Below are 21,925 nucleotides of genomic sequence, written 5' to 3' on the forward strand. Positions count from 1 at the left end.
GGGCCGTTGCCGACACCAACAGTGACCCTCCGTCACTTCAGCACCAAAAGTGAGCCAGAACCCAAATTCAGCCGTTGCCGACAAGGTCGGGCGGGTAGCCCTTTGCACGGAGCCAGGTGTCGAGGGCGAGAGCGACGATGTCTCCGTGCGCTACGCCCGTGTCGGCGTTGTAGCGGCGAATCCGGCGCTGGAGCTGGAGGACCTCGGGGACGGCGTGGTTGAGCTGTCCGCGCTTGGTGTGCCGGTTTCTGATGACGTCCAGAGTGGCCGGATGCGGCGTAAGAACGTTATCGGTCGGCTGAGGCTCGGCGTCGAGCGCATCGGCGATTTCACGTAGTCGACGGGCGTAGGGGGACTGATCAGACACGCGAGCTGCTCCGGTCGGTCTGGGTAGGCGGATAGCTATCCGCCTATAGGGCTATTGGAATAGTCGGCACGGGGTGGCGCCCCCTGCGCGAGGGAGGCCACCCCGTGCCCTGCGGTCGGGTCAGAAGCCGCGGGCGCTGAGCCACTCGTCCAGCGCGACCGAGACGATGTCGCCGATGGGCAGGTGATCGAGTTCGTTGTCCAGCGCGAAGCGCTTGATCCGCTTCTTCAGCTTCAGCGCAGCGGGGACCGACGAGTCGAGGCTCTCGCGCGCGATGATGCGCTGGTTGAGAACGACGGCGACCTCGGGAATGTCCTTAGGACGGCCGGGACCGTGCGCATACGGTGTCCCCTGGCTGGGCGCCTCCTGCGATCGAGCGTCCTGTTCCTGGTGAGCCCCCGGACTCTCGGTCCTCACCGGGAACGCCGTACCGCCTCCTACCGGAGGAACGGCCGGGCGAACCGCCACTTCGGCGGCCGGAGCCGGACCAGAAGCCGCGGACGTGACGTGGGACGGGCCATGCTGGGCAACAGGTTCGGCTGGCTGCGTGGGCTGGATGGCAGGTGCTGCGGGCTCGGGAGGGGGGACCACTGGCGGCACCTGCCGCTCCACCGGTTCCCCAGCGGACTCCGTCCCCGCCTCGGGCACGTCGACGGCCGGACGAACCGGCTGGCGGTCCGCTGGCTCGGGCACGGGGCTGCTCGGCGCCTCGGCAGTCGGCTGGGCGGAGGTCTGCGCCACCTCGGTAACCGTCTCGGTCCGGCCCTGCGCCGACCTCTCGACGGGAACGGTGGGACGAACGGCCTGAACCTCCGGCTCGCTGGCAGCGCGGGGGCCTTCGCCCTGGGCAGCGGCCTGTTCAGCAGCGAACTGCTCGGGGGTGAGTTCGGCAGTCGGCGGCGGGGGCGGAGGCGTCGCCTTCTTGGCCCCGCCGCCCAGGGTGCGACCGGTGCGGCGGGCCGGGGGCTTCATGCGCTCGCTCATGCCGTCAGCTCCTTCACCAGCTCGGCGTACTCGCTCAGCTCGGTCGGGATCTCGCCGAAGGCCTCCATGTAGTGCACCCAGGAGTGGATGGTGGTCTCGGCGAGGGGGAACGGCTCGTCGCGGTCCGGGCCGATGCCCTCGCCCTCGGCGGGCTCCAGCAGCTTGTCCTTCGCGGTGCGGGGCAGGCTGGTGCGGTCGTCGGCCTTGACCAGGACCACGTGGGCGGTGACGTCGCGCTCGTTGCGGGCGGCGGCGCGCTCGGCCTCGTCGAAGGTGGCCACGAGCTTGCGACGTTCGATCTTGGTGGGTGCGACCGGCACGAGCAGCAGGTTCGCCTCGGTAACAGCCTCGTGGAACAGCTTCGCGCTCTCGCCGCCGGCGTCGACCACGATCGCGCCGAACTCGGACCGCTTCTCACGGATGTACTCGGCGATGTCGTCGAACGGGTACCGCTCGACCACCAGGTTCTCTGGGATCTCGAAGCCCTCGGCCTTGGCGACCTTGAACCAGTCATAGGCGGACTGGCTGGTCGCGTCGGCGTCCAGCAGCAGCGTCGGCACTCCCAGGACGACGGCGTAGTAGAGGGCGATGAACCAGGCCGAGGTGGTCTTGCCGGTGCCGCCCTTGAGCATGCCGACGACGATCACGAAGGCGTCCCAGGCGCGGGCTGTGGCCGCCGCCAGGGCCTTGATACGGGTGTTCTCGTTCACGTGTGCTTGATCTCCTGAAACTGGAAAGGTGCGCTGACTGGGGGTTGTCGACGGAGTCGACGCTTGCTTCGGGCATGGCTGGTAATGCGGCCGAGCGGGGGTGCCCTCGCCGCGCAACCGAAGCCGGGATGGTGGATGGGCGGGTCGTTGAGCCGAGCGGCACGTCGGGGGATGCCTGCGAGGACGGGGGCGCTCATGGCCGCTTCCTCATGTCGCGGGCCGAGCCGTGGCTGTGCTGGGGCCGCATGCGGGTGCCTGCTTGGTGCAGGAGCCGGTAAACGGTGGCGACCGAGTAGTTGCACTCCTGGGCGAGTTCCGGAACCGTGGCGCCGGCCTCGTACCGTGCCCGCAGGGACAGCGCGAGCTTCTGCCGCTCGGCGGCCCGCGCTGCGGCGCGCATCCGCAGCGTCTGCTGCGTGGTGCGCACAGCGCCGCCGGCCTCGATCAGCAGGCGCCGGGCAGCACGCCTCGTCCCAGCCCCCGCCGCGGCGAGCTCGGTAAGCGTCGCGCCGTGCTCCTCGTACAGGGTGCGGAGACGTGCTGCGAGACGCTGGCGCGCCTGCGGATCCTGGCGCATCCGACGGGTCTGCCACGACGTGCGCATCTCGGTCCCGGCCTCGTGCAGTCGGTTGAGGACCGTGCCGTACGACAGCCCACTGGCGGCCACCAGTTCGTCGACCGTGGCACCGGACTCGTACTGCTTGCGCAGGGACTCGGGCGTCACCGCCTCGTTCGCATCGGAGGTGACCGGGGGCTCTGGATTCATGCGACGGACTCCCATTCGCTGAGGGCTTCGGCATGGGCGGCGGCCAGCTCGTCGTAACTGCGCTGGTCGGCAGGGGTGATGAGGATCAGCCGTCCATCGGTGGCGATCCGCCAGTCAGGAGCGGCGCGGCCGGTGATCGGGTCGAGGACGCGCCCACCGGGGGCGTGCCACGCGGAGGGGATCTCGTCGGGGCGGGGTGCAGGGACGAGGACCGGGCGGCCGTCGCGGACGATCACCATGGCCTTGCTGCGGTGCTCCGCCAGCCGCTCCAGTGCCTCCCGGTACGCCGCTCGCTCGGCAGCGTGCAGCGCCTTGCGCCGGGCGGCGACGCCCGTGGTGTCGTACTGCTGGGCGACCGCGTCCCAGCCCTGTGCCGGGTGCGCGGTCGGGCGGGGAACCGCATCCGGCAGGCTGGTACTGAAGCCCTCCAGCGCGCGAGGCGCGAGGCTCCAGGTCTCTCCGCTGTGGTGCACGAGGCCGTGGCCGGCCAGTCGTCGCAGGGTCCGGTAGGCGGTGGCCCGGGACACGGATGCCGAGCCGACGAGCTCGCCGATGGTCTGGGCGGGTCGGGCGTGCAGCGCGCCGATGATCACGAGGGCGGAGCTGCCGAGGCCGTGGTGGGCGAAGGCGTCGTGGCCCATCAAGCGGCCGATGACGGTGGAATCGATGTCTGCCGCCGCCCGTGTCTCAGGGGTGGGCCACTCCTCAAGTGCCGGGTCGGGGGGGTACTGAGTGGTCCGGAAACGAGACAACGAAGCGGAAACGCCGGCACGGTATGCACTGCCGTCGCCGAGGTACCAGGTGGATCCCTCCCGGCCATGGCCGACCCGCAGGCGGCGCAGCCAACCTCGCGGCTTGAGGACCGTCTCGTAGACGACCCGCAGCGTCGTCCGGGAGACCCCGGCTTCCTCGGCGGTCTGCCGCTCACTGGCGTGGTGCAGGGGGCCGCCCGCGATCTCCGCGAAGTTCAGATGCGCCCGCAGCACCCGCAGCGCGGTCCGTCCCCGCTCCCCGCGCCAAGGCGTCGTCTCGATTCGGTCTCGCAGCGCGGCGAGAACCTCGTGCGCCTGCTGGCGCGACTCCAGCACCCGCGTGCTGGCGACCGCGGCCGAGGCGCTGGTCCACACCCGGCGGATGTAGTCCAGGGCGCGCGCCTGCCCAGAGCGCAGCGCGATGTGCCGGGAGTGCCGACCACCCTCGTGGTCGGGGTGGAGCAGCAGCTGGGTTAGCTCGTCGACGGTTCCGCCGGCGCGGGCGACGTGGCAGGCGATGGCCGCCGTGATCCGGTGACCGTGGTCGGCCGCGCCGTGACGGTCCTCGCGCAGGACCACGCTCCAGCCGTCGGAGCCGAGCCTGCTGTAGCTTCCCGCCGCGTAGCGGCCGGTGAGGTCTCCGAGCAGGACAAGGTCAGCCGCAGCCGGAGGCAGCCTGTGAAGGCCCAGTCGCTCGCTCGGGTGAAATGTCCGTCGGGATGGGTCTGCCTGGTGGGTGTGGTGTGGCACTGTGGGGTCGTCTCGCAAGGACGTGGACGCCACCCAGGCCCGCTAAAACCACGGGTGGTGTCCGGAACCGACCTCCAATCGGTGCCAGGCGAAGCCTCCAGGATGGCCGTCCTGGAGGCCTTCGTATGCCTGGCCCCGTACCAGAGGCAGACGTCCCCATCGCGGCTCGACCGAGATCGACTCGGAGTGCCGCCAGAGGAGCCTTGACCCGCTCGACACCGCCTCGACCTCGGCCGACTCAGAGCCAAACAGAGGGCGATTGCCTCTGACTGGCTCCGAGCAGCCCGGGTCGAATCGGGGTCGGATCAGAGCGGTTTCCTCTGACTGCCTCCGATCGCCTCTGCAACCCTGTCCTAGCAGGTCACAGCCGACGCGACTCGCAAAGGCGCAGGTCAGAAGGGTGCGTCAGATATACCCGGCGTACAGCCCGACTCGTCTGCCACTGAGGGCCCCTGACCAGCTGACCTGCAGGTCAGGGGCTTTTTGCTGAGCCGGGACGTTGGTCGTCGTTTCGTACCGGTTCAGACCGGGCCTCACGGCTGCGTACGCAGCCACGAGAGCAGCCGCGGCATTGAGCGGCCTGGCGTTGACGGAGATGGGGCCTGACCTGCACCAAGGAGTCGCTGCCCTATGCAATCGGCTGGCAACGAGGTGCCGCACGGCCAGGGCCTCGGCAAGGGCGGTGCGGTCGTGGTCGGGCCACCATCGGTCGTCGAAGTGGAGGGTGGCGTCGCAGGCCTGGCAGAGCAGGAAGCCGGACAGGCGGCGCTCTCCGCTGGTCCGGATTGGGCAGACCGGCCGTGGTCAGGTACCGCTCGATCGGCAGCTTGACCACCGGGTCGTACTCCGGGCAGGCCGCTGCCTAGTGGGCGGCTTGCCGGACCTCGTCGTGCCCGTCGTAGCCGACGCCGAGGCGGACCGCCATGCCGTCCCGCTGGACCGTGGTGGCTTCGGCGTACTCGATCGCCTCCAGGAGCCGCGGGGTGGCGTGGCCGCGGAGGGCGCCGGTGTGCGGGACGCGGACGGGCCCGGTGGACTCGTCCGCGACATGGTGCAGCAGCTCGGCGATGACGTCGATCGGGCGGTGACCTCTGTGGCAGCGCGGTGGAAGTTCCGGCTCGGCATGAGGAACACGGAGATGGCTTCGAGGCTGAGTTCGCGGCAGTGGCCGAGGGCCTGGCGGACAGCGAGGGCGCCGTGTCGGAAGCCGCTGGCCCTGCTCATGCCCCGGGCGGCGGCCCATCGTCGGTTGCCGTCGGCGATGAAGGCGATGAAGGCGATGAAGGCGATGTGGCGGGCCGGTGCGCCGGGGGCGGGGTGTGTCGAGATCGTCATGGCCGGGTGGTGTATGTGGCCGGATCCGTTTACGTCACGAGCTGAGGGCGGCGAACACCAGACCGGCCGTCACGGTGCCCGCGACCGCTCCCGCGATGGTCTGCGCGAGGGTGTGGTCGCGCAGGGAGATCCGCGACCAGGCGACGACGGCGACAACCGGGTAGGTGATCCAGACGAGCGGGCTCCAGGTGAGGGCGAGCATGGCCAGGGCGCCGCCGGTGACGGCGCTGTGCACTGAGATCTTCCAGAACGCTGTGACCGTGAGCAGGACGGTGAGGGTGGCGAGCATCGCGACGACGAGTGCGACCATCGCCTTCGGGGCGTCGAGCCAGGTCATGCCGGACTTCCTGGAGAGAGTTCGCGTGGGTGAGGGCGCGGGCGGCGTCGACGACGGTGGAGGAGGCGTGGTGGCTGGCGACGCGGGCCAGCCAGGCGGCATCGCTCTCAAGTCCGTCGCGCATCGAGAGGGTCCCTCCATCTGCTCCAGCCGATCGAGCTGTTGCACATACTCAGCCGCACGCTGGAGTCCTTGCGGTGAGAACCCCGGCCGGCAGACCGAGCAAGTCTGAACGGCCTCGTTGGGTTCTGGACTCTTGACTCTTGGCGGCCGCGATCCGTTGCAACTCGGCGATCACCTTGTTACCGATCTCACTCGGCGTCACCGGTCTCAATGATCTGGCCGTGCCGGTGAGTGGCCGTGTCGGGATGGCGTCTCGGGCAGAGAGCGGAGCGGCCGGTCCCCCTTCGGCGAGTCGCCCGCCCCCGCACTGTCGTCATACGCGTATTACGATGGCTTCGTGGCGAAGACGCGCATCAGTATCAGCTTGGAGCGGGACCAGGCCGAACGCATCAGGCAGCACGCGGAACGGGCGGGCATGGACGTCTCGGCATACCTGGTGCATGCCGCAACGCGCCAGATGGCCGAGAGCGATGCCATAGAGGAACAGTTCGCCGAGGTGGACGCACTCATCGCCCGGGCGGAACGGACAGCGGACGGGCTGCCCGCCGAGCCCGCCCCCGAACCGGCCCCGGAACTGACGGAGCAGGAACGCCGCGAGGTCGAGGAGGCCCTGGGTCTCGTCCACGGCCGGGACCGACAAGGCCGCCGTCCGGGAAACGCCGCGTGAGCGCACGGGTGCCGGTCTACGACACCGGCATGCTCATCGCACTCGCCGACCGCAAGGCGAAGGCGGTGGCTCTCCACGAGGGCCTGCGCACGGTCCCGCACCGGGCGCTGGTGCTCGGACCGGTCCTCGCCCAGATGTGGCGCCCCCAGCCGGCGCTGGTGCACGCCCTGTCCGGCGTCCTGAAGGACTGCACGGTCCCACAGGCCCGGACGTCCGAGCCGCCCATGCGGGAGACGAAGGCGGGCCGTCCGGAGTGTCTGGCCTGTGCGACGGGCCCCGGCCTCGCGGACTGGCGGCGCATCGGCACCGCTCTGGGGCGGGCGGCCCTGCCGGCGAAGAAGCGGCCGGACGCGGCGGACGCCTGGGTGGCCCTGGCGGCGGCCCGGCACGGCAGCGCGGTGATCTTCACGACCGGCCCGGGGGACATCCATGCCTACCTGACGGTCCTCGCGCCGACCGACGTGCACGTCGTCGCCGTCTGACGACCGGGAGCGGCGCTCCGCACCGTCCAGGTCATCGTCGTGGACGAGGCCCAGGACCTGGCCGCCGGGCCCGCTGCCTCAGGGAACCGCCCGAGCGTCTCTCACCTGCTGATTGACGGGCCCTTCGCGATAGCCGACACGTACGCCGAGGGCCCACACCCGCGTCAGCCGCTTGGCGGGACTGGGCCCCGAATCAACCGAAGGCGTCGCGGATATGGGCGCGGGGCATGGTCAGGGGGATCGGTCTACACGGTGGTCGGCAGCACGTGGTCGCCGAGCCTGTCGGTGCTCAGGCACAGTGAGCAGACCACGGCGTCGTGGGTGGCGCACGCGGTCAGGTCGGGTCGCTCGTAGGGCTGGTGGCAGACGTGGCAGTCGTACGTCGTCGCGCTCGGGTTGCCTTCCGCGTCGAGCAGCGGCTCCTCGATGCCGTCGTCGGTGCGGCGCAGGTAGTACCTGCCCTTGGTGGCGATCGCCATCAGCGGGGTGAGGACGAAGGCGATGACGGCCGCGGCGACGGGGGAGTACGGCTGCAGGTCGTCGCCGAGTGCGTGGAAGTACATCGCGATCGACAGACCGGAGGCGGCGACGAAGGCGACGACGCCGACCGGGTTGACCGCGTAGAGCATGCCGCGGCGGAACTCGGGCTGGAGCGGGGAGAGTTTCAGCAGGTACTTGTTGATGCCGATGTCGGTGGCCACGGTGACGACCCAGGCGATGGCGCAGTTGGAGTAGAAGCCCAGGATGTCGTTGAGGAAGCTGAACATGTCGGCTTCCATCAGGGCGAGGGCGAAGCCCAGGTTGACCAGGACGAAGATCATACGGCCGGGGTAGTGCTTGGTGACGCGGGTGAAGGAGTTGGTCCAGGCGAGGGAGCCGGAGTAGGCGTTCGTCACGTTGATCTTGATCTGGCTGATGACCACGAGGATCACGGCCAGCGGGACGACCAGCCAGGACGGCATCATCGCGTCGAAGGCGCCCTTGAACTGCTGGATCGGTTCGGGCGCTGTCGCCGGGCCGACCTCGGCGAGGATGTAGACGGCCAGGAAGACGCCGATGGCCTGCTTGAGCGCGCCGAGGACTACCCAGCCGGGGCCGGCCATGACGACCGCGGTCCACCAGGCGCGCTTGTCCGCCTCGGTCTTGGGCGGCATGAAGCGCAGGTAGTCGATCTGCTCGCCGATCTGCGCGATGAGGGAGAGGCAGACGCCCGCGCCGAGGAGCACGGAAGCGGTGTTGACGCCGCCGTCTCCGTCGGTGCCGGCGTAGGAGAGGAAGCGGTCGACGGTGCCCGGGTCGGCGGAGACCAGGTAGACCAGCGGGGCGACCATCAGCAGCAGCCAGATCGGGGTCGTCCACACCTGGAGCTTGCTCAGCGCCTTCATGCCGTAGATCACCAGGGGGATGACCATGAGCGTGGAGACCAGGTAGCCCAGCCATAGCGGGAGGTCGAAGCCGAGCTTGAGGCCCTGGGCCATGATCGAGCCTTCGAGGGCGAAGAAGATGAAGGTGAAGCTGGCGAAGATGACGCTGGTGAGGACCGAGCCGTGGTAGCCGAAGCCGGAGCCGCGCGTGATCAGGTCGAGGTCGATGTTGTAGCGGGCGCCGTAGTACGCCAGCGGGAAGCCGGTGACGAAGATGACGACCGCGGCGACGGCGATCGCCACGAGCGCGTTGCCGGTGCCGTGGGCGAGGCCGATGCCGGCGCCGATGGAGAAGTCGGCCATGTAGGCGATGCCGCCGAGGGCCGTGGTGGCCACGACCATGGGGGTCCAGCGGCGGTAACTACGGGGCGCGAAGCGGAGGGTGTAGTCCTCCAGGGTCTCCGTGACCGCCTGGTCGGTGGCGGACCGCGCGGGATTCGAGGGGTCTGTCGCTGTCAGCCGTGACTCGGTGGTGCTCACTGTCACGCCTCCTGGGGTGTGGTGATGCCTGGCGCTGGTGTGTCTGGGGGATGGCCGTGGAGCACGCTAGGAAGCGCTTGTTAACCGGAGCGGCGCAGGCTGTAAAGCGGACGTTACTTCCTGTGTGAAGGAGTTGTCGACTCCCAGGTGGCTGCTGATATGCGCAGGTAGGTGGGTGTAGATAGGGGCTGCGGACCCGGTCATATCGTTCCGTTGGAAAGTATTGGGCGAGGGGGTAGTGTCGGTCGTGTCAGCGGTGTGTCCCCGGTCCCGGCGAGGAGGGGTTGAACGTGGCCTCGGAGTTGGCCCGCGATTTCCCGCAACTGCTCAGCAGCGCGGAGCGGTTGATGACCCGTCGGCTTGCCGCCGCCCTGGAGCCCGAGGCGTGCTCCGTCGAGGAGTGGCGGGTGCTGTCGCTGCTCTCGGACGGGCGCGGGCACACCATGTCCGACGTCGCCGAGTACGCCTTGATGCCTGCCCCCAGCCTCACCAAGCTGGTCGACCGGCTGGTCTCGGGGGCGTTGGTCTACCGCCGCAAGGACCCGGGGGACGGGCGGCGCGTCCTGCTCTATCTCTCCGCGCGCGGCCGGACCCGCCACCGGGTTGTCGCCGGGCTCGCGCAGCAGGTGCAGCGGGAGACGCTGGAGGAGATGACCGGCATCTCGGAACTGGTGGACGGCCTGACGCGGCTGGAGTTCGCGCTGGGACGCGCGCCCGAGCAGGTCAGAGCTGTGCGGTGATCTCGAAGTCCAGCGCCTCGGCACGGGCGAGGTAGAGGCGCTGTTCGAGGTGGTTCCCGCGCAGCCGCAGTGTGCCGCGCGGGCCCTCGTAGCAGATCGCGTCCTCCGGGCCCGGCGGGCTCGACATGGACAACGAGCCGCGCTGTGCCGCGAGTGCGCCGAGCAGCATGATGCCCTCGAAACAGGACTCGCCCAGGCTTCCGGGGAGCGGCGCCTCGGCGCCGAACTGCTTGGTGTAGCGGTGGCCGAAGGACAGGCTCTCGGATGTCATCAGGGAGTCGAAGTAACCGGCCGCCGCCCACAGTCCCTCGGCCGCCTCCGCGCCGGTGGCGAGCAGCAGGTTCTCGTCCATGTGGGTGCTCAGCCGGATACAGCGCTGATGGAGGCCGGCCGCGGTGAACGCCCGGTTGAAGCGCACCGCGTCGTCCCCCAGGAGCAGCATCAGGACCGCGTCCGCCCGGCAGGCCTCGATCCGGCGCAGGACGGGGCCGTACTCCTCGGTGCCCAGCGGGATGAACAGTTCGTCGACGGTGGCGCCCCGGCACTCCCGGGCAAAGCGGCGGGCGGTGTGGGCGGTGACCCGCGGCCAGACGTAGTCGCTGCCCACCGTGCACCAGCGGCGGACCCCGGTCGCATCGGCCAACAGCCGCATGGCCGGGGCGAGTTGCTGGACGTCCGTCTCGCCGGTGAGGAACACCCCGGGGGTGCGCTCGCCGCCCTCGTATGGGCGGTGTAGACGTAGGGCACCCGGCGGGCGATCCTCGGAGCCAGGGCCTGGCGGACCGCGGAGGTGTGCCACCCGACGACCGCGTCGACCGCGCCGAGGGACACCAGCGTGTCCACCTCGTCGGCGACCTGCCGCGGTTCGGCGCCGGCGTCCACGACGACCAGCCGGACCTCCTGATCCAGCACGCCGCCCGCCGCGTTGAGCTCCTCCGCGGCGAGCTGCGCCGACAGCTCGCAGGCCGGGCCGAAGATTCCCGCGGGGCCGCGCAGAGGGATCACGAGGGCGACGAGAAGCGTGTCCTGTCGGTCGGGACGCAGATGCGCTGCCGTCGAGCGCACGGGGCACCTCCGAGGGTCTCCGTTGCCGGATCGAACTCAGCCTCGGCGCCCTTGCAGAGGAACTGCCACGTCGACGGAGCCTAGACCGGCGCACGGGGCCTGACAATCCTCCGATGTCCGCCGGTGTCAACCCTGCTCGTTCACCGGTGTCAACCCTGCTCGTCCAAGGGGGGCTGTGTGCGTCGGATTACGGGCGCTCGGCCGCCAGCACGATCGGGAACGCCTCGTGCAGGGCCTCGCGCCAGTCGCGGATCGGGTCGACTCCGATGGCCGGCCAGCGGTCGTGGCCGAGGACGCTGTAGGCCGGGCGGGGGGCTGGGCGGACGTAGGCGTCGCTGCTGGTCGGGCGGACCCGGTCGGGGTCGGCGCCCAGTAGCCGGAAGATCTCCCGGGTGAGGCCGTACCAGGTGGTCTCGCCGCCGCTGGTGCCGTGGTAGATACCGGCCGGCGCGGCACCGGCGAGCGCGCAGTGCCCGAGGCGGACGAGGCGGTCGGCGAGGTCGACGGTCCACGTGGGCTGGCCGCGCTGGTCGTCGACCACGTCGAGGGTGTCCTTGATGCCTTCCAGTTTGATCATCGTGCGGACGAAATTGCCGCCGCCCGCGCCGTAGAGCCACGCCGTGCGCACCACGTAGCCCGCGTCGGGGAGTACGGTCCGCACCGCTCGCTCGCCGGCCAGCTTGGTGCGGCCGTAGGCGCTCTTCGGGGCCGTGGGGGCGTCCTCGGGGTAGGGAGAGGTGCCGTCGCCCGCGAAGACGTAGTCCGTGGAGACCTGGAGCAGCTTGGCGCCGGTCCTGGCGCAGGCTGCCGCCAGGTTCCGGGGACCGTCGCCGTTGATCCGCAGCGCCTCGGTCTCCTTGGTTTCCGCGTCGTCGACGGCCGTCCATGCGGCGCAGTTGACCACCACGTCCGGCCGGTGCTGCGCGACGGCCCCGTGCACCGCCTCCGGGTCCGTGATGTCGAGGTCCCCCCGGGTCAGGCCGACGCTCTGCTCGCCGTCGGCCGCCAGGCGGGCCAGGAGGTCCTTGCCGAGCATTCCGCCCGCACCGGTGATCAGCCAGGTGGATGTCACAGCGCCGCCCGCTCCTTCAGGGGCTCCCACCAGTCGCGGTTGCCGCGGTACCAGGCGACGGTCTCCGCGAGGCCGGCGGCGAAGTCCTTGCGGGGCTCGTAGCCCAGTTCCGTCCGGATCTTGGTGCAGTCCACGGAGTAGCGGCGGTCGTGGCCCTTGCGGTCGGCGACGTACTCGACGCTGGTGTCCCAGTCCGCGCCGCAGGCCTCCAGCAGCAGGCCGGTGAGTTCCTTGTTGGACAACTCGGTGCCGCCGCCGATGTTGTAGACCTCGCCGGGACGGCCCTTGGTGCGCACCAGGTCGATGCCCTGGACGTGGTCGTCGATGTGCAGCCAGTCGCGGACGTTGCCGCCGTCGCCGTAGAGCGGGACCTTCCTGCCGTCCAGCAGGTTCGTGATGAACAGCGGGATGACCTTCTCGGGGAAGTGGTGGTGCCCGTAGTTGTTGGAGCAGCGGGTCACTCGCACGTCGAGACCGTGAGTGCGGTGGTAGGACAGCGCGATCAGGTCGCTGGACGCCTTGGCCGAGGAATAGGGCGAGTTGGGCTGCAGCGGGTGGGTCTCCGGCCAGGAGCCCTCGTCGATGGAGCCGTAGACCTCGTCGGTGGAGATGTGCACGAAGGTCCTGATCCCGGCCCGGTGGGCGGCATCGATCAGGGTGTGCGTGCCGACCACGTTCGTACGCACGAACTCGGCGCCGCCGTCGATGGAACGGTCCACGTGCGACTCGGCCGCGAAGTGCACCACCTCGTCGTGCTCGGCCATCAGCTTCGCGACCAGCGCGGGGTCGCAGATGTCGCCCTGGACGAACGCGAAGCCCGGGTGGTCGCGCACCTCGTCGAGGTTGGCCGGGTTGCCCGCGTAGGTGAGCTTGTCCAGGACGGTTATCGCCACATCACCCGGGCCCTGGGGGCCGAGCAGGCTGCGGACGTAGTGGGAGCCGATGAAACCGGCACCGCCGGTCACCAGGATCCGGGCCGGGCGGGCAGGAGACGAAAGGGTGGTCATGAGGAGATCTGTACCTTGCTGTGGTCGCCGAGGACGAGACGGTGGGCGGAGGGGTTGCGGGGCGCGGGGGTGACCTGGACGTTGCGGCCGATGAGCGAGGTCTCGATCCGCCGTACGCCGGTGATGGAGGAGTCGCGCAGGACGATGGAGTACTCGACCTCGCTGTCGTCGATCCGGCACTGCTCGGAGATGGAGGTGAACGGACCGATGTACGAGTCGCTGATCACCGAACCGGGGCCGATGACGGCAGGGCCGACGATGCGCGATCCGCGGACCACCGCACCGGCGTCGATCCGCACGCGGCCGATGATCTCGCTCGACTCGTCGACGGTGCCCTCGGTGCTGGGTTCGAGCGTCTCCAGGACGGAGCGGTTGACCTCCAGCATGTCGGCGATGTTCCCGGTGTCCTTCCAGTAGCCGGAGATGGTCGTCGAGCGGACGTCTTTGCGCTGGTCGATCAGCCACTGGATGGCGTGGGTGATCTCCAGCTCGCCGCGCCATGACGGCTCGATGCTGCGGACTGCCTCGTGGATCGCGGGCGTGAAAAGATACACACCCACCAGCGCGAGGTCGCTCTTGGGCTGTTTCGGCTTCTCCTCCAGCCCCTTGACGCGGCCGCTCTCGTCGAGTTCGGCGACACCGAACGACGTCGGGTTGGGCACCCGGGTCAAGAGGATCTGCGCGTCGGGGTGGTCCGTACGGAACTCGTCGACGAGGCCGGTGATGCCGCCGACGATGAAGTTGTCGCCGAGGTACATCACGAAGTCGTCGTCACCCAGGAACTCGCGCGCGATGAGCACCGCGTGGGCCAGGCCGAGCGGCTTGTCCTGGGGGATGTAGGTGACGCTGATCCCGAGCTTCGAGCCGTCACCCACGGCTTCCCGGATCTCGTCGGCGGTGTCGCCGACGATGATCCCGACATCCGTGATGCCGGCGTCAGCGATGGCCTCAAGCCCGTAGAACAGCACGGGCTTGTTGGCGACGGGCACCAGCTGCTTGGCCGATGTGTGGGTTATCGGACGCAGGCGAGTGCCCGAGCCACCGGAGAGAACGAGAGCCTTCATGAGCGGGATCCTAACCGGGGGCCCCGTCCGGTGCCGCTCCGTGTGTTCCGGCGCAGTTCACCGGACGATTGCGAGGACTTCGTGATCCGTTCGTGCCAGCGGCCGCGGTTTGACGTGACTGTGGTGTGGCCGTCCCCGGGTTAGCCTTACCCCTCCGTGAGCGGCGCCGCCGTGCGCCGGATCATGGCGTTGGACACCCGATGACTGAAGATGACTGAAGTGGAAGAAGAGGCATGCCCATCAAGGTGAGCGTGGTTGTCCCGGTCTACAACCCGGGCAAATACATCGAAGACTGCATCGCCTCTCTTCTGAGCCAGAGCCTGCCGGACGACGAGTACGAAGCGATCTTCGTCGACGACGGCTCCACTGACGAGACCCCCGAGCGCCTGGACCGGCTCGCCGCCGAGCACCCGCACATGCATGTCATTCACCAGGAGCCGTCAGGCTGGTCCGGCAAGCCGCGCAATGTCGGCATGGCGGCAGCCAAGGGTGAATTCATCCAGTTCGTGGACAACGACGACTGGCTCGGCCATGAAGCTCTCGAACGGATGTACGACTACGGTGTGCAGAACAACGCCGACGTCGTCGTGGGCAAGATGGCCGGCAAGGGCCGCCCGGTCCCGCTGGAGCTGTTCCGCGAGAACCGCCCGCACGCGAACGTCGAGAACGCCCCGCTGATCGACAGCCTCACCCCGCACAAGATGTTCCGCAAGACGTTCCTGGACAAGCACAACCTCCGCTATATGGAGGGGCGTCGCCGTCTGGAGGACCATGTCTTCGTCACCGAGGCCTACCTGCGGGCCGAGAACGTCGCGGTGCTCAGCGACTACCTGTGCTACTACCACGTCAAGCGCGAGGACGCGTCCAATGCGGGCTTCCAGCGCTTCGACCCGGTCGGCTATTTCAAGAACCTCCGTGAGGCCCTCGACGTCGTCGAGGAACTCACCGAACCCGGCCCGCTGCGCGACCGCCTCTTCCGCCGCTGGCTGCGCAACGAGATGGTCGAGCGGATGCGCGGGCAGCGGCTGCTGAAGCTGCCCGCCGACTACCGCAGGGAGCTGTTCGACGAGATCCACAAGGTGGTCGTCGAGCGTTTCGGACCTGGTGTCGCGGCCGGTCTGCAGCCCACTCAGCAGATCGTGGCCGGCCTGATCGCAGCCGACCGGTTCGCCGACGTCGAGGAGTTCGCTCAGTGGGAGTCGGGGATCAAGCCCTCCGGCACCCTGGAGAGCCTCGGCTGGGAGAACGGCGAGCTGACGATCGGCTTCACCGCCGAGTACACCTCGGGTGGCGATCCCGTCACCTTCCGTACCGAAGGCACCAAGGACTTCCTCGCCCCGCCGTTGCCGAAGGCCAGCCTCGATGCCATCGCCACGCTCGACGCGGACATCTCCGCCCCGCTGGGCAAGTCCAAGGTGGACCTCGTCGTGCGTGAGCGTGAGACGGCCGCGGAGTTCTTCCAGCCTGTCGAGCTGACCCGGGAGAAGGTCGCGGTCGAGGGCCGGGAGGGGGACTTCCGGCAGGTGTTGCGCGCCACTTCGCGGGTCGCGCCGCTGTCGGCGGCGAACGGCGCCGGGCTGGGTGCGGGCATCTGGGACGTCCTCATCCGCATCAGCTCCTGCGGCTGGTCCAAGGAGACCCGCCTCGGTTCCGTACGCGGCGAGGAGGCCGAGCGCGGACGCCGTGCCGCCCTGATCGGCTCCCCGGCGCTCCTGGTGCTGCCGTACTGGACCGACCCGTACGGCAACCTCTCGCTCGACGTGGACCAGAAGACCAAGCGGATGTCTCACGAGTTCGCCGGCCTGACCCCGGACGACGTCACCGTCACGGCCGGCCCCGGCCGTCTCACCGCTGCTCTGCCGCTGCAGGTTCAGGGCGAGGGCGAGGTGACCCTGAAGCTGAAGGACTTCGCGACCAGCCGTACGGTCGACGTCCCCGCCACGCTGACCGCCCGGGAGCCCGGCGACGCCGAACTGAGTGCCGGTCTTCCGCTGGGCGAACTGGCGGACCGCCAGTGGCGGCTGGAGCTGATCCTGTCCTCGGCCGGAGCCCGCAGACCGGTGGCCCTCCCGCTGGCGCTCGCGGTGTCCGCGACCGGCGACGCCGTGGTCAAGTCCCTTGCCGCCGCCACTGCTGCCGCTGCCGCCGCCGCTGCGGCCGCTGCGGCCGCTGCCGACCAGGCGGCTCGCCGGCCTGCCCCCCGTCCTGCCGCTCCGCGGTCTGTGCTGCGGCGCGCGGTGGGCAAGTTCATACGAACTCTGAAGAAGAAGTAGCCGAACCACGCGAGCGAGGAACAGAAACATGCGACCACTGGGCATCGAGGGTGCTTGGGTGCTGGAGCCCAAGGTCTTCCCCGACGACCGCGGCAGCTTCCACGAATGGTTCCGCGGCGCCGAGTTCCGGGAGGCGACCGGCCATGACCTCGGCCTCGCCCAGGCCAACTGCTCCGTCTCCAAGCGGGGCACCCTGCGCGGCATCCACTTCGCCGACGTTCCGCCGAGCCAGGCCAAGTACGTCAGGTGCGTGCGCGGTGCGGTCATCGACGTCGTCGTCGACATCCGCGTCGGCTCATCGACGTACAAGCAGTGGGAAGCCGTCCGGCTCGACGACCAGACCCATCACGCGCTCTATCTGTCAGAGGGCCTCGGTCACGCCTTCTTCGCCCTGACGGACGACGCGACGGTGGTCTACCTCTGCTCCGAGGGTTACGCCCCCGAGCGCGAGCACGGTATCCACCCCCTGGACCCGGACCTCGCCATCGAGTGGCCGGCCGGCATCGAGCCGCTGTTGTCCCCGAAGGACGAGCAGGCGCCGACGCTCGCCGAAGCGGAGGCCGAGGGCCTGCTCCCGGCGTACGAGGACTGCGTCGCCTACCGCAGGACGCTCCGCGGCGACTGACAGTCGGGGATGCCTCGAAGGTGCGGCGAAGGAAGAGGCCAGGAGACGGATGCCCGATCAAGCGGGTGCGTCCGCCCGGCGGCCACTTCCTCGCCCGCCCGGCATACGGGGACTTCGTCCAGATCCGGGCCGGGGCGGTGTCGGCACCAACCTTGGCGGCTCGCACCCGCAGCGTCCCGTTGGCGTTGATGGTCGCGCCCACCACCTGCGCGCCGTGCGCCTTGTGCACCCGCACCCGGCAGACTCTCGCCGGTACGGAGGCCCGCTGCCGCCCGGGGAGGAGGGGATCGTGCGCCGCCCCGGCGCGGTGTCGCCCCGGCGCGGTGTCGGCCCGCGGGCTCAGGCGCGGGCGGCGACCAGCAGGGTGAAGGCGGCGATGATGACGGCGACGCGGACGTAGTGGAAGCGGTCCCAGCGGTTCATCTGCTCCTTCCAGTCCTCGGGCCGGTTCTCGGGGGTCCACGTCTTGCCCCGGTTGTTGATCGGGACGAGCAGCAGGAGCGACATGATCACGCTCAAGATCAGCAACGCGGCGGCGATGACGACGAGGCCGGTGCCGTCCTGGTGCCAGCGGACACCGAGCGGAGGGTGGGACTACTGGTGGACTGGCTCGCCATGCTCTGACACACCGCCTCGGCGGGCACCGCAGCCGGGGCCGGGGCGGGGGACTGGGCGGAGGACTGGGTCGGGGACTGGGCCAGGGGCCTGGGGCCCCGCTGCCTGCCTGCGGCATCGCTTCCGGTCACTCGCGCCCGCACGGCGCAGCCGCAGGTCGCCGGGCCCGGTACCCCCGACGGCGGCACCTGGCCTGCGTCGCGGAGCCGGCCGTGTGCGCCCAGGACGACACCGTAGGAGACACCCGCCCGAAACGCGGCGAGAAGTTCCAGAGCCCCGGCCGAGCGAGTCCCTGCGGGAGAGCCGCCCCCGCTCCGGACCTCGCCCGCACCCTCCTCTGGGACGCGCCGTATGGTTGAACCCGTGATCGTCGTCTACTTCATCTTCGCCATTCCGTTGGCTCTCGTCGCGCTCATCGTGGGTGGCCAGAAGCTCGTCTGGTCGAAGGCGCACCTGGCCGAGGTCGGCGGCCGCGTCGCCTGGGCGAGCGAACTCCCCGCCTGGCAGATCAAGCTCACCGCGACCATCGAGGTGCTCGCGGCGATCGGCCTCATCCTGCCGATGGCGCTCGACGTCGCGTCCGTCCTGTCGCCGATCTCGGCGCTGGCGCTGGCGCTGACGCACGTCGGAGCGTTCAACGCCACTCGCCGTCGCGGCGAGAAGCTCACCTCCGACATCGCCGTGTTCGCACTGACCGGCGTGATCGCCGTGCTCGGCTTCCTCACCGTCGCCGGAGCCTAGACAAGGATTCACCGTGGACGAGATCAAGAGACTCGACGCACTCCTGGCGTCGAGCGGGTTTACCGTCGCCATCACAGGTGCCGGCATTTCGTCGGCCGCCGGCATCGGAGTGATGGGCACCCTCAACATGGCCGACGCCATGAAGGTTCGCTCGACCACGGTCCTCCGAGCGACACCGAAGTCCTACTACGCGGCGGCATGGCGTGCGTTCCTGGAACCGATGTTCACGACCGGCCCGACACTGGCGCACGATGCCCTGGCACGTCTGGAGCAGCAGGGGCGCGTGAGAGGAGTCGTCACCACGAACCTGGACTGCCTGCATTCGCTGGCGGGTTCGCGGGACGTCGCTGAGATCCAGGGAAGCTTCGGGGTCAACAAGTGCCTGAAGTGCGAGCGCCGTTATGACGACGTGCAGATCTGGAACCAGGGCCGTGCACCGCGCTGCCTTGACTGTGGAGGCGCCATCGCCCCCTTCCCGTCCTACTCCAACATCGGTCTCCTGCGGGAGGATGTCGACAGGGGAAACCAGTGGCTCTCCCAGGCTGAGCTCGTCCTGGTCATCGGCACCAATGGTCCGTACGGCATGGCGTACTTCGATCACATCAACCGCGGTGCGCAGATCATCCAGATCAATCCGCAATCGACGCAGTTCGATCACATTGCGGCACTCAACATCAAGCAGCCTGCCGACGTGGTGTTCGGCCGGCTTTCGATTTAGCCCGGGCGCCACCTTGCGGAGCCCTGGCCGACTGGCTGTCCGGCATGATCGGCCCGTGCCCTTGCGTTGATCCGGCCGTCGATCCGGCGTGGTGCGGGTGCCGTCTGGAACGCAGTCAACGCTCACCCTCGAACCATCGCGATCCAGCGCTACCCCTCACGAGCCGCTCGCCTGCGTCATCTGGAAGACGTGGTGAGCGGCGGGGTCGAGGATCCCGCGGATGCCATCACCGAGATAAGGAAGATCCACGCAGAGGCCGGGGCCGGGGCCGGACTGTGACCGACTGGAAGTGGGCCTACAACCCGAGCGAGGAGTACCTGACCGCCGGGCTTCCGGTCGGTGTTGTCGCAGAGGTGGAGCGCATCGCCACCGAGCTGGCCGCGCTGGGCCGTGACGCCGAGACGGCAAGGAACAGACCGGAGGAGAAACCCGGTGGCCTGAGCGTCTTCATCTGCGACATCGTCTGGAACGGGTGACGGTCGGTCGCTGGTCAGGACTCGTCTTCGTCCGGCCCTCGTTGACAGTTGGTACAAGCAGCGGGTGGACCGAGAAGCCGGACCGGGGCCTGGACCCGAGCCGTATTCGGCCTTCAGCACCGTCACGGCCGTGTCCGGGATCTTCACCAGCCCCCTGGACAGGTCGTGGGTTCAGCGGGGGCGGAGTGACGGGGCGTCGTACGACGCCCCGTCGAGGTCGGCGATGGCCTTGCGGCACAGTGCGGTGCCTTCGGCGACCCAGGTCAGTGTGGTGTGCGGGTCCCTCATCGGGTCATTGCGACCCGTCCGCCACGACGCGGTTCTCCAGTCGGCCCAGGCCCTGGATCTCGGTGACCACGGTGTCGCCCTCCCGGAGAAAGACCTGCGGTGTGCGGGCCTGGCCGACACCGCCGGGGGTTCCGGTGGAGATGATGTCGCCGGGGTTGAGGCGGATCATCGTGGAGACGTAGCGGACCAGGTCGACGGGGTCGAAGAGCAGGTCAGCCGTGTTGTCCTGCTGCATGACCCGCCCGTTGACCTCGCAGCGGACGTCGAGCGCGGGCCGCGGGCCGCCGGCCTCGTCGCGGGTGACGAGATACGGGCCGATCGGCGTGGTGGACTCCCAGTTCTTGCCCTGCAGCCACTCGCGGGTGCGGAACTGCCAGTCGCGGCAGGTGATGTCGTTGACCACCGTGAAGCCCGCGATGGCCGCTTCCGCCTCCGCCTCGTCGGCGCGGCGGACCTGCCGGCCGACGACCACGGCGAGTTCGGCCTCCCAGTCGAACTGCTCGGTCTCGGCGGGGCGTTGGATGTCGTCGTGGGCACCGATGAGAACGTCGGCGAACTTGGCGAACAGAGTGGGGAATTCCGGCAGGTCGCGGCCCATCTCCTTGATGTGCTTCTGGTAGTTGAGGCCGACGCAGATCACTTTCGTGGGACGGGGAACGAGGGCCGCGAACTCCGCGCCGACGGCGGCGTGACGCGGGCCGTCGGCCGTCGCGGCGGTCGCGAGACCGTCGGGTGCCGCCAGAACGGTGCCCACGTCGGGCAGGCCGAGCTCGACGAGGTGGTCGCCCTCGACGCGGACGGCGGCGGTACGGCCTTCGAGACGGATGGTGGCGAGCTTCACGCGTGCTTCTCCTCGGCGTGGGTGTTCTCGACTTGCGCCCGCGTGTTCTCGACGTGCGTACGGAACAAGTCGAGCTTGGTGAACAGGGGCGCGTCGCTGAACTGGAACAGGTCCAGCGCCCCGGAGTCGGAGTCGGACGGTGACGCCTGCGACCGGATGGACAGCGGCATCCAGGACGGGACGACGAAGAGGTCGCCGCGCGTGACCGACCAGGAGAAGTCGCCCACACTCACCCGGCCGGAGCCGTCGAACACCAGGTAGACCGACGACCCGGTCTCGCGCCGGGGCGCGGTCTCGGCGCCGCTGACGATGCGGTGGAACTGCGCGCGCATGGTCGCCAGCACGTCCTGGGCGGTGGTGGGGTTGGTGTAGCGCACCAGGGCGTGGCCGGGCTCCACGGTGCCGGGGTGGCCCTCGCGCTCCAGCTGCAGCTGGTCGGTCAGGGCGGCGTCGGTGTCCTCCCAGCGGTAGCGCAGCAGCGGGGAGCCCTGCCGGGTCCCGATCTGTGAGACCGGTACGAGACCGGGGTGGCCCCACAGCCGTTCCGAGCGGGAGCGGTCCGGCGCGGCGTACTCCTCCTCGGACAGCGCGTCCCGGCCGTAGTCGAAGAACTGGGCCTCGATGTCGTACTGGAACGGGGTGTCGAGGCCGTCGATCCAGGCCATGGGCCGGTCGGCGGAGTTGTGGTGGGCGTGCCAGTGCAGTCCGGCCTGCGGGAGGAAGTCACCGCGGCGCATGGGCACGGGGTCGCGATCCACCACGGTCCACACGCCCTCGCCTTCGACGACGAACCGGAAGGCGTTCTGGCTGTGCCGGTGTTCGGGGGCGTCCTCGCCGGGCATCAGGTACTGGATGGCGGCCCAGAGCGTGGGGGTGGCGTACGGCCTGCCGCCCAGGCTCGGGTTGGCCAGCGCGATGGCCCGCCGCTCGCCGCCACGGCCCACGGGGACGAGGTGGCCCGCCCGGCCGGCCAGGTCGAGCAGTTCCTTCCACTCCCACCGGTGGGGCTGGGCCTTCGACTTCGGATGGGGCGGCATCAGGTCGCCGACGCGGGTCCACAACGGCACCATCAGGGCCTTCTCGAAGCCCCTGTAGAGGTCCTCCAGCTCGGGCGTCACCGGTGGCTGGTCGGGCCCGGCCTCGGCGGTGAGCCTGACGGGAGAGACGACGTTGTCCTGTGCGGTCATGTACAGACGGTGCGTCGCTCGACCGCCCTGGGAACA

General features: G+C 69.7%; 22 protein-coding genes and 2 pseudogenes. 8 read left to right on the top strand and 16 right to left on the bottom strand.

The window, feature by feature from the left end:
- Positions 1-67: 67 nt before the first annotated feature.
- The 8 genes from GFH49_RS28070 to GFH49_RS28105 form a co-directional block, all read right to left on the bottom strand.
- On the bottom strand, positions 68-367 hold the full coding sequence (locus tag GFH49_RS28070; protein ID WP_155058855.1) for a hypothetical protein: 300 nt from the start codon (positions 365-367) through the stop codon (positions 68-70).
- Positions 368-487: 120 nt separating this feature from the next.
- Complete coding sequence (locus GFH49_RS28075; RefSeq protein ID WP_155058856.1) at positions 488-1,351, bottom strand: hypothetical protein; 864 nt, start codon at positions 1,349-1,351, stop codon at positions 488-490.
- Positions 1,348-2,061 carry a ParA family protein gene (locus tag GFH49_RS28080; RefSeq protein ID WP_155058857.1) on the bottom strand — a complete coding sequence of 238 codons (714 nt, stop codon included), beginning with the start codon at positions 2,059-2,061 and terminating at the stop codon, positions 1,348-1,350. The genes GFH49_RS28075 and GFH49_RS28080 overlap by 4 nt, the downstream gene beginning before the upstream one ends.
- Positions 2,062-2,254: 193 nt before the next feature.
- Positions 2,255-2,827, bottom strand: a complete 573-nt coding sequence (locus tag GFH49_RS28085; RefSeq protein ID WP_155058858.1) for a helix-turn-helix domain-containing protein — start codon at positions 2,825-2,827, stop codon at positions 2,255-2,257.
- A complete protein-coding gene (locus tag GFH49_RS28090) occupies positions 2,824-4,158 on the bottom strand; it encodes a transcriptional regulator (protein ID WP_155058859.1) in 1,335 nt (444 codons plus the stop codon). Before GFH49_RS28090 ends, GFH49_RS28085 begins: the two co-directional genes overlap by 4 nt.
- A 576-nt stretch (positions 4,159-4,734) precedes the next feature.
- Positions 4,735-5,115, bottom strand: coding sequence for an undecaprenyl diphosphate synthase family protein (locus GFH49_RS41055; RefSeq protein WP_155058879.1), 381 nt, complete (start codon positions 5,113-5,115; stop codon positions 4,735-4,737).
- Positions 5,116-5,133: 18 nt separating this feature from the next.
- On the bottom strand, positions 5,134-5,664 hold the full coding sequence (locus tag GFH49_RS28100; protein ID WP_155058860.1) for an undecaprenyl diphosphate synthase family protein: 531 nt from the start codon (positions 5,662-5,664) through the stop codon (positions 5,134-5,136).
- A gap of 34 nt (positions 5,665-5,698) precedes the next feature.
- Positions 5,699-6,001 (bottom strand): phosphatase PAP2 family protein, encoded by a 303-nt coding sequence (locus GFH49_RS28105; protein WP_155058861.1) that lies wholly within the window; start codon positions 5,999-6,001, stop codon positions 5,699-5,701.
- 460 nt (positions 6,002-6,461) lie between these two features.
- On the opposite strand from GFH49_RS28105, the gene GFH49_RS28110 reads away from it, so the two are divergent.
- Positions 6,462-6,791, top strand: a complete 330-nt coding sequence (locus GFH49_RS28110) for a plasmid mobilization protein (RefSeq protein WP_196218151.1) — start codon at positions 6,462-6,464, stop codon at positions 6,789-6,791.
- A complete protein-coding gene (locus GFH49_RS28115; RefSeq protein WP_196218152.1) occupies positions 6,788-7,273 on the top strand; it encodes a PIN domain-containing protein in 486 nt (161 codons plus the stop codon). Before GFH49_RS28110 ends, GFH49_RS28115 begins: the two co-directional genes overlap by 4 nt.
- A 245-nt stretch (positions 7,274-7,518) precedes the next feature.
- Here GFH49_RS28115 and GFH49_RS28120 read toward each other — a convergent pair whose 3' ends face one another.
- Positions 7,519-9,177, bottom strand: a complete 1,659-nt coding sequence (locus GFH49_RS28120) for an allantoin permease (protein ID WP_155058863.1) — start codon at positions 9,175-9,177, stop codon at positions 7,519-7,521.
- Between the two features lie 290 nt (positions 9,178-9,467).
- Between GFH49_RS28120 and GFH49_RS28125 the strand changes: the two genes are divergently transcribed.
- Positions 9,468-9,917, top strand: a complete 450-nt coding sequence (locus GFH49_RS28125) for a MarR family winged helix-turn-helix transcriptional regulator (RefSeq protein WP_230396538.1) — start codon at positions 9,468-9,470, stop codon at positions 9,915-9,917.
- On the opposite strand, the pseudogene GFH49_RS28130 reads toward GFH49_RS28125, so the two are convergent.
- From GFH49_RS28130 to GFH49_RS28145, 4 genes and pseudogenes are all read right to left on the bottom strand, one after another.
- Positions 9,901-10,895, bottom strand: a pseudogene (locus GFH49_RS28130) (substrate-binding domain-containing protein). The gene GFH49_RS28125 and the pseudogene GFH49_RS28130 overlap by 17 nt on opposite strands.
- A 274-nt stretch (positions 10,896-11,169) precedes the next feature.
- Entirely contained in the window at positions 11,170-12,018 is an 849-nt protein-coding gene (gene rfbD / locus GFH49_RS28135) for a dTDP-4-dehydrorhamnose reductase (RefSeq protein ID WP_408055962.1), read from the bottom strand.
- A gap of 32 nt (positions 12,019-12,050) precedes the next feature.
- Complete coding sequence (rfbB, locus tag GFH49_RS28140; protein WP_155058865.1) at positions 12,051-13,061, bottom strand: dTDP-glucose 4,6-dehydratase; 1,011 nt, start codon at positions 13,059-13,061, stop codon at positions 12,051-12,053.
- Positions 13,058-14,125 carry a glucose-1-phosphate thymidylyltransferase gene (locus GFH49_RS28145; RefSeq protein WP_155058866.1) on the bottom strand — a complete coding sequence of 356 codons (1,068 nt, stop codon included), beginning with the start codon at positions 14,123-14,125 and terminating at the stop codon, positions 13,058-13,060. The genes rfbB and GFH49_RS28145 overlap by 4 nt, the downstream gene beginning before the upstream one ends.
- A gap of 233 nt (positions 14,126-14,358) precedes the next feature.
- Between GFH49_RS28145 and GFH49_RS28150 the strand changes: the two genes are divergently transcribed.
- Together GFH49_RS28150 and rfbC are read left to right on the top strand one after the other, a co-directional pair.
- Positions 14,359-16,398 carry a glycosyltransferase family 2 protein gene (locus GFH49_RS28150; protein ID WP_155058867.1) on the top strand — a complete coding sequence of 680 codons (2,040 nt, stop codon included), beginning with the start codon at positions 14,359-14,361 and terminating at the stop codon, positions 16,396-16,398.
- Positions 16,399-16,426: 28 nt separating this feature from the next.
- A complete protein-coding gene (rfbC, locus tag GFH49_RS28155) occupies positions 16,427-17,023 on the top strand; it encodes a dTDP-4-dehydrorhamnose 3,5-epimerase (protein WP_155058868.1) in 597 nt (198 codons plus the stop codon).
- A gap of 339 nt (positions 17,024-17,362) precedes the next feature.
- On the opposite strand, the pseudogene GFH49_RS28160 reads toward rfbC, so the two are convergent.
- A pseudogene (locus GFH49_RS28160) lies at positions 17,363-17,593 on the bottom strand (anthrone oxygenase family protein); the annotation flags it as partial.
- Between the two features lie 396 nt (positions 17,594-17,989).
- Between GFH49_RS28160 and GFH49_RS28165 the strand changes: the two are divergent.
- The 3 genes from GFH49_RS28165 (at position 17,990) to GFH49_RS28175 (ending at position 19,573) form a co-directional block, all read left to right on the top strand.
- Positions 17,990-18,379: a DoxX family protein gene (locus tag GFH49_RS28165; protein ID WP_155058869.1), complete on the top strand. Its 390-nt coding sequence runs from the start codon at positions 17,990-17,992 to the stop codon at positions 18,377-18,379.
- 13 nt (positions 18,380-18,392) lie between these two features.
- Entirely contained in the window at positions 18,393-19,097 is a 705-nt protein-coding gene (locus GFH49_RS28170) for an SIR2 family NAD-dependent protein deacylase (RefSeq protein WP_155058870.1), read from the top strand.
- A 275-nt stretch (positions 19,098-19,372) separates the two neighbouring features.
- Entirely contained in the window at positions 19,373-19,573 is a 201-nt protein-coding gene (locus GFH49_RS28175) for a hypothetical protein (RefSeq protein WP_155058871.1), read from the top strand.
- 292 nt (positions 19,574-19,865) lie between these two features.
- Here GFH49_RS28175 and GFH49_RS28185 read toward each other — a convergent pair whose 3' ends face one another.
- Positions 19,866-20,702, bottom strand: coding sequence for a fumarylacetoacetate hydrolase family protein (locus tag GFH49_RS28185; RefSeq protein WP_155058872.1), 837 nt, complete (start codon positions 20,700-20,702; stop codon positions 19,866-19,868).
- Positions 20,699-21,889 (bottom strand): cupin domain-containing protein, encoded by a 1,191-nt coding sequence (locus GFH49_RS28190; RefSeq protein ID WP_155058873.1) that lies wholly within the window; start codon positions 21,887-21,889, stop codon positions 20,699-20,701. The genes GFH49_RS28185 and GFH49_RS28190 overlap by 4 nt, the downstream gene beginning before the upstream one ends.
- Between the last annotated feature and the right edge of the window lie 36 nt (positions 21,890-21,925).

The sequence above is a fragment of the Streptomyces blattellae genome (assembly GCF_009709555.1).
GTDB lineage: Bacteria > Actinomycetota > Actinomycetes > Streptomycetales > Streptomycetaceae > Streptomyces > Streptomyces blattellae.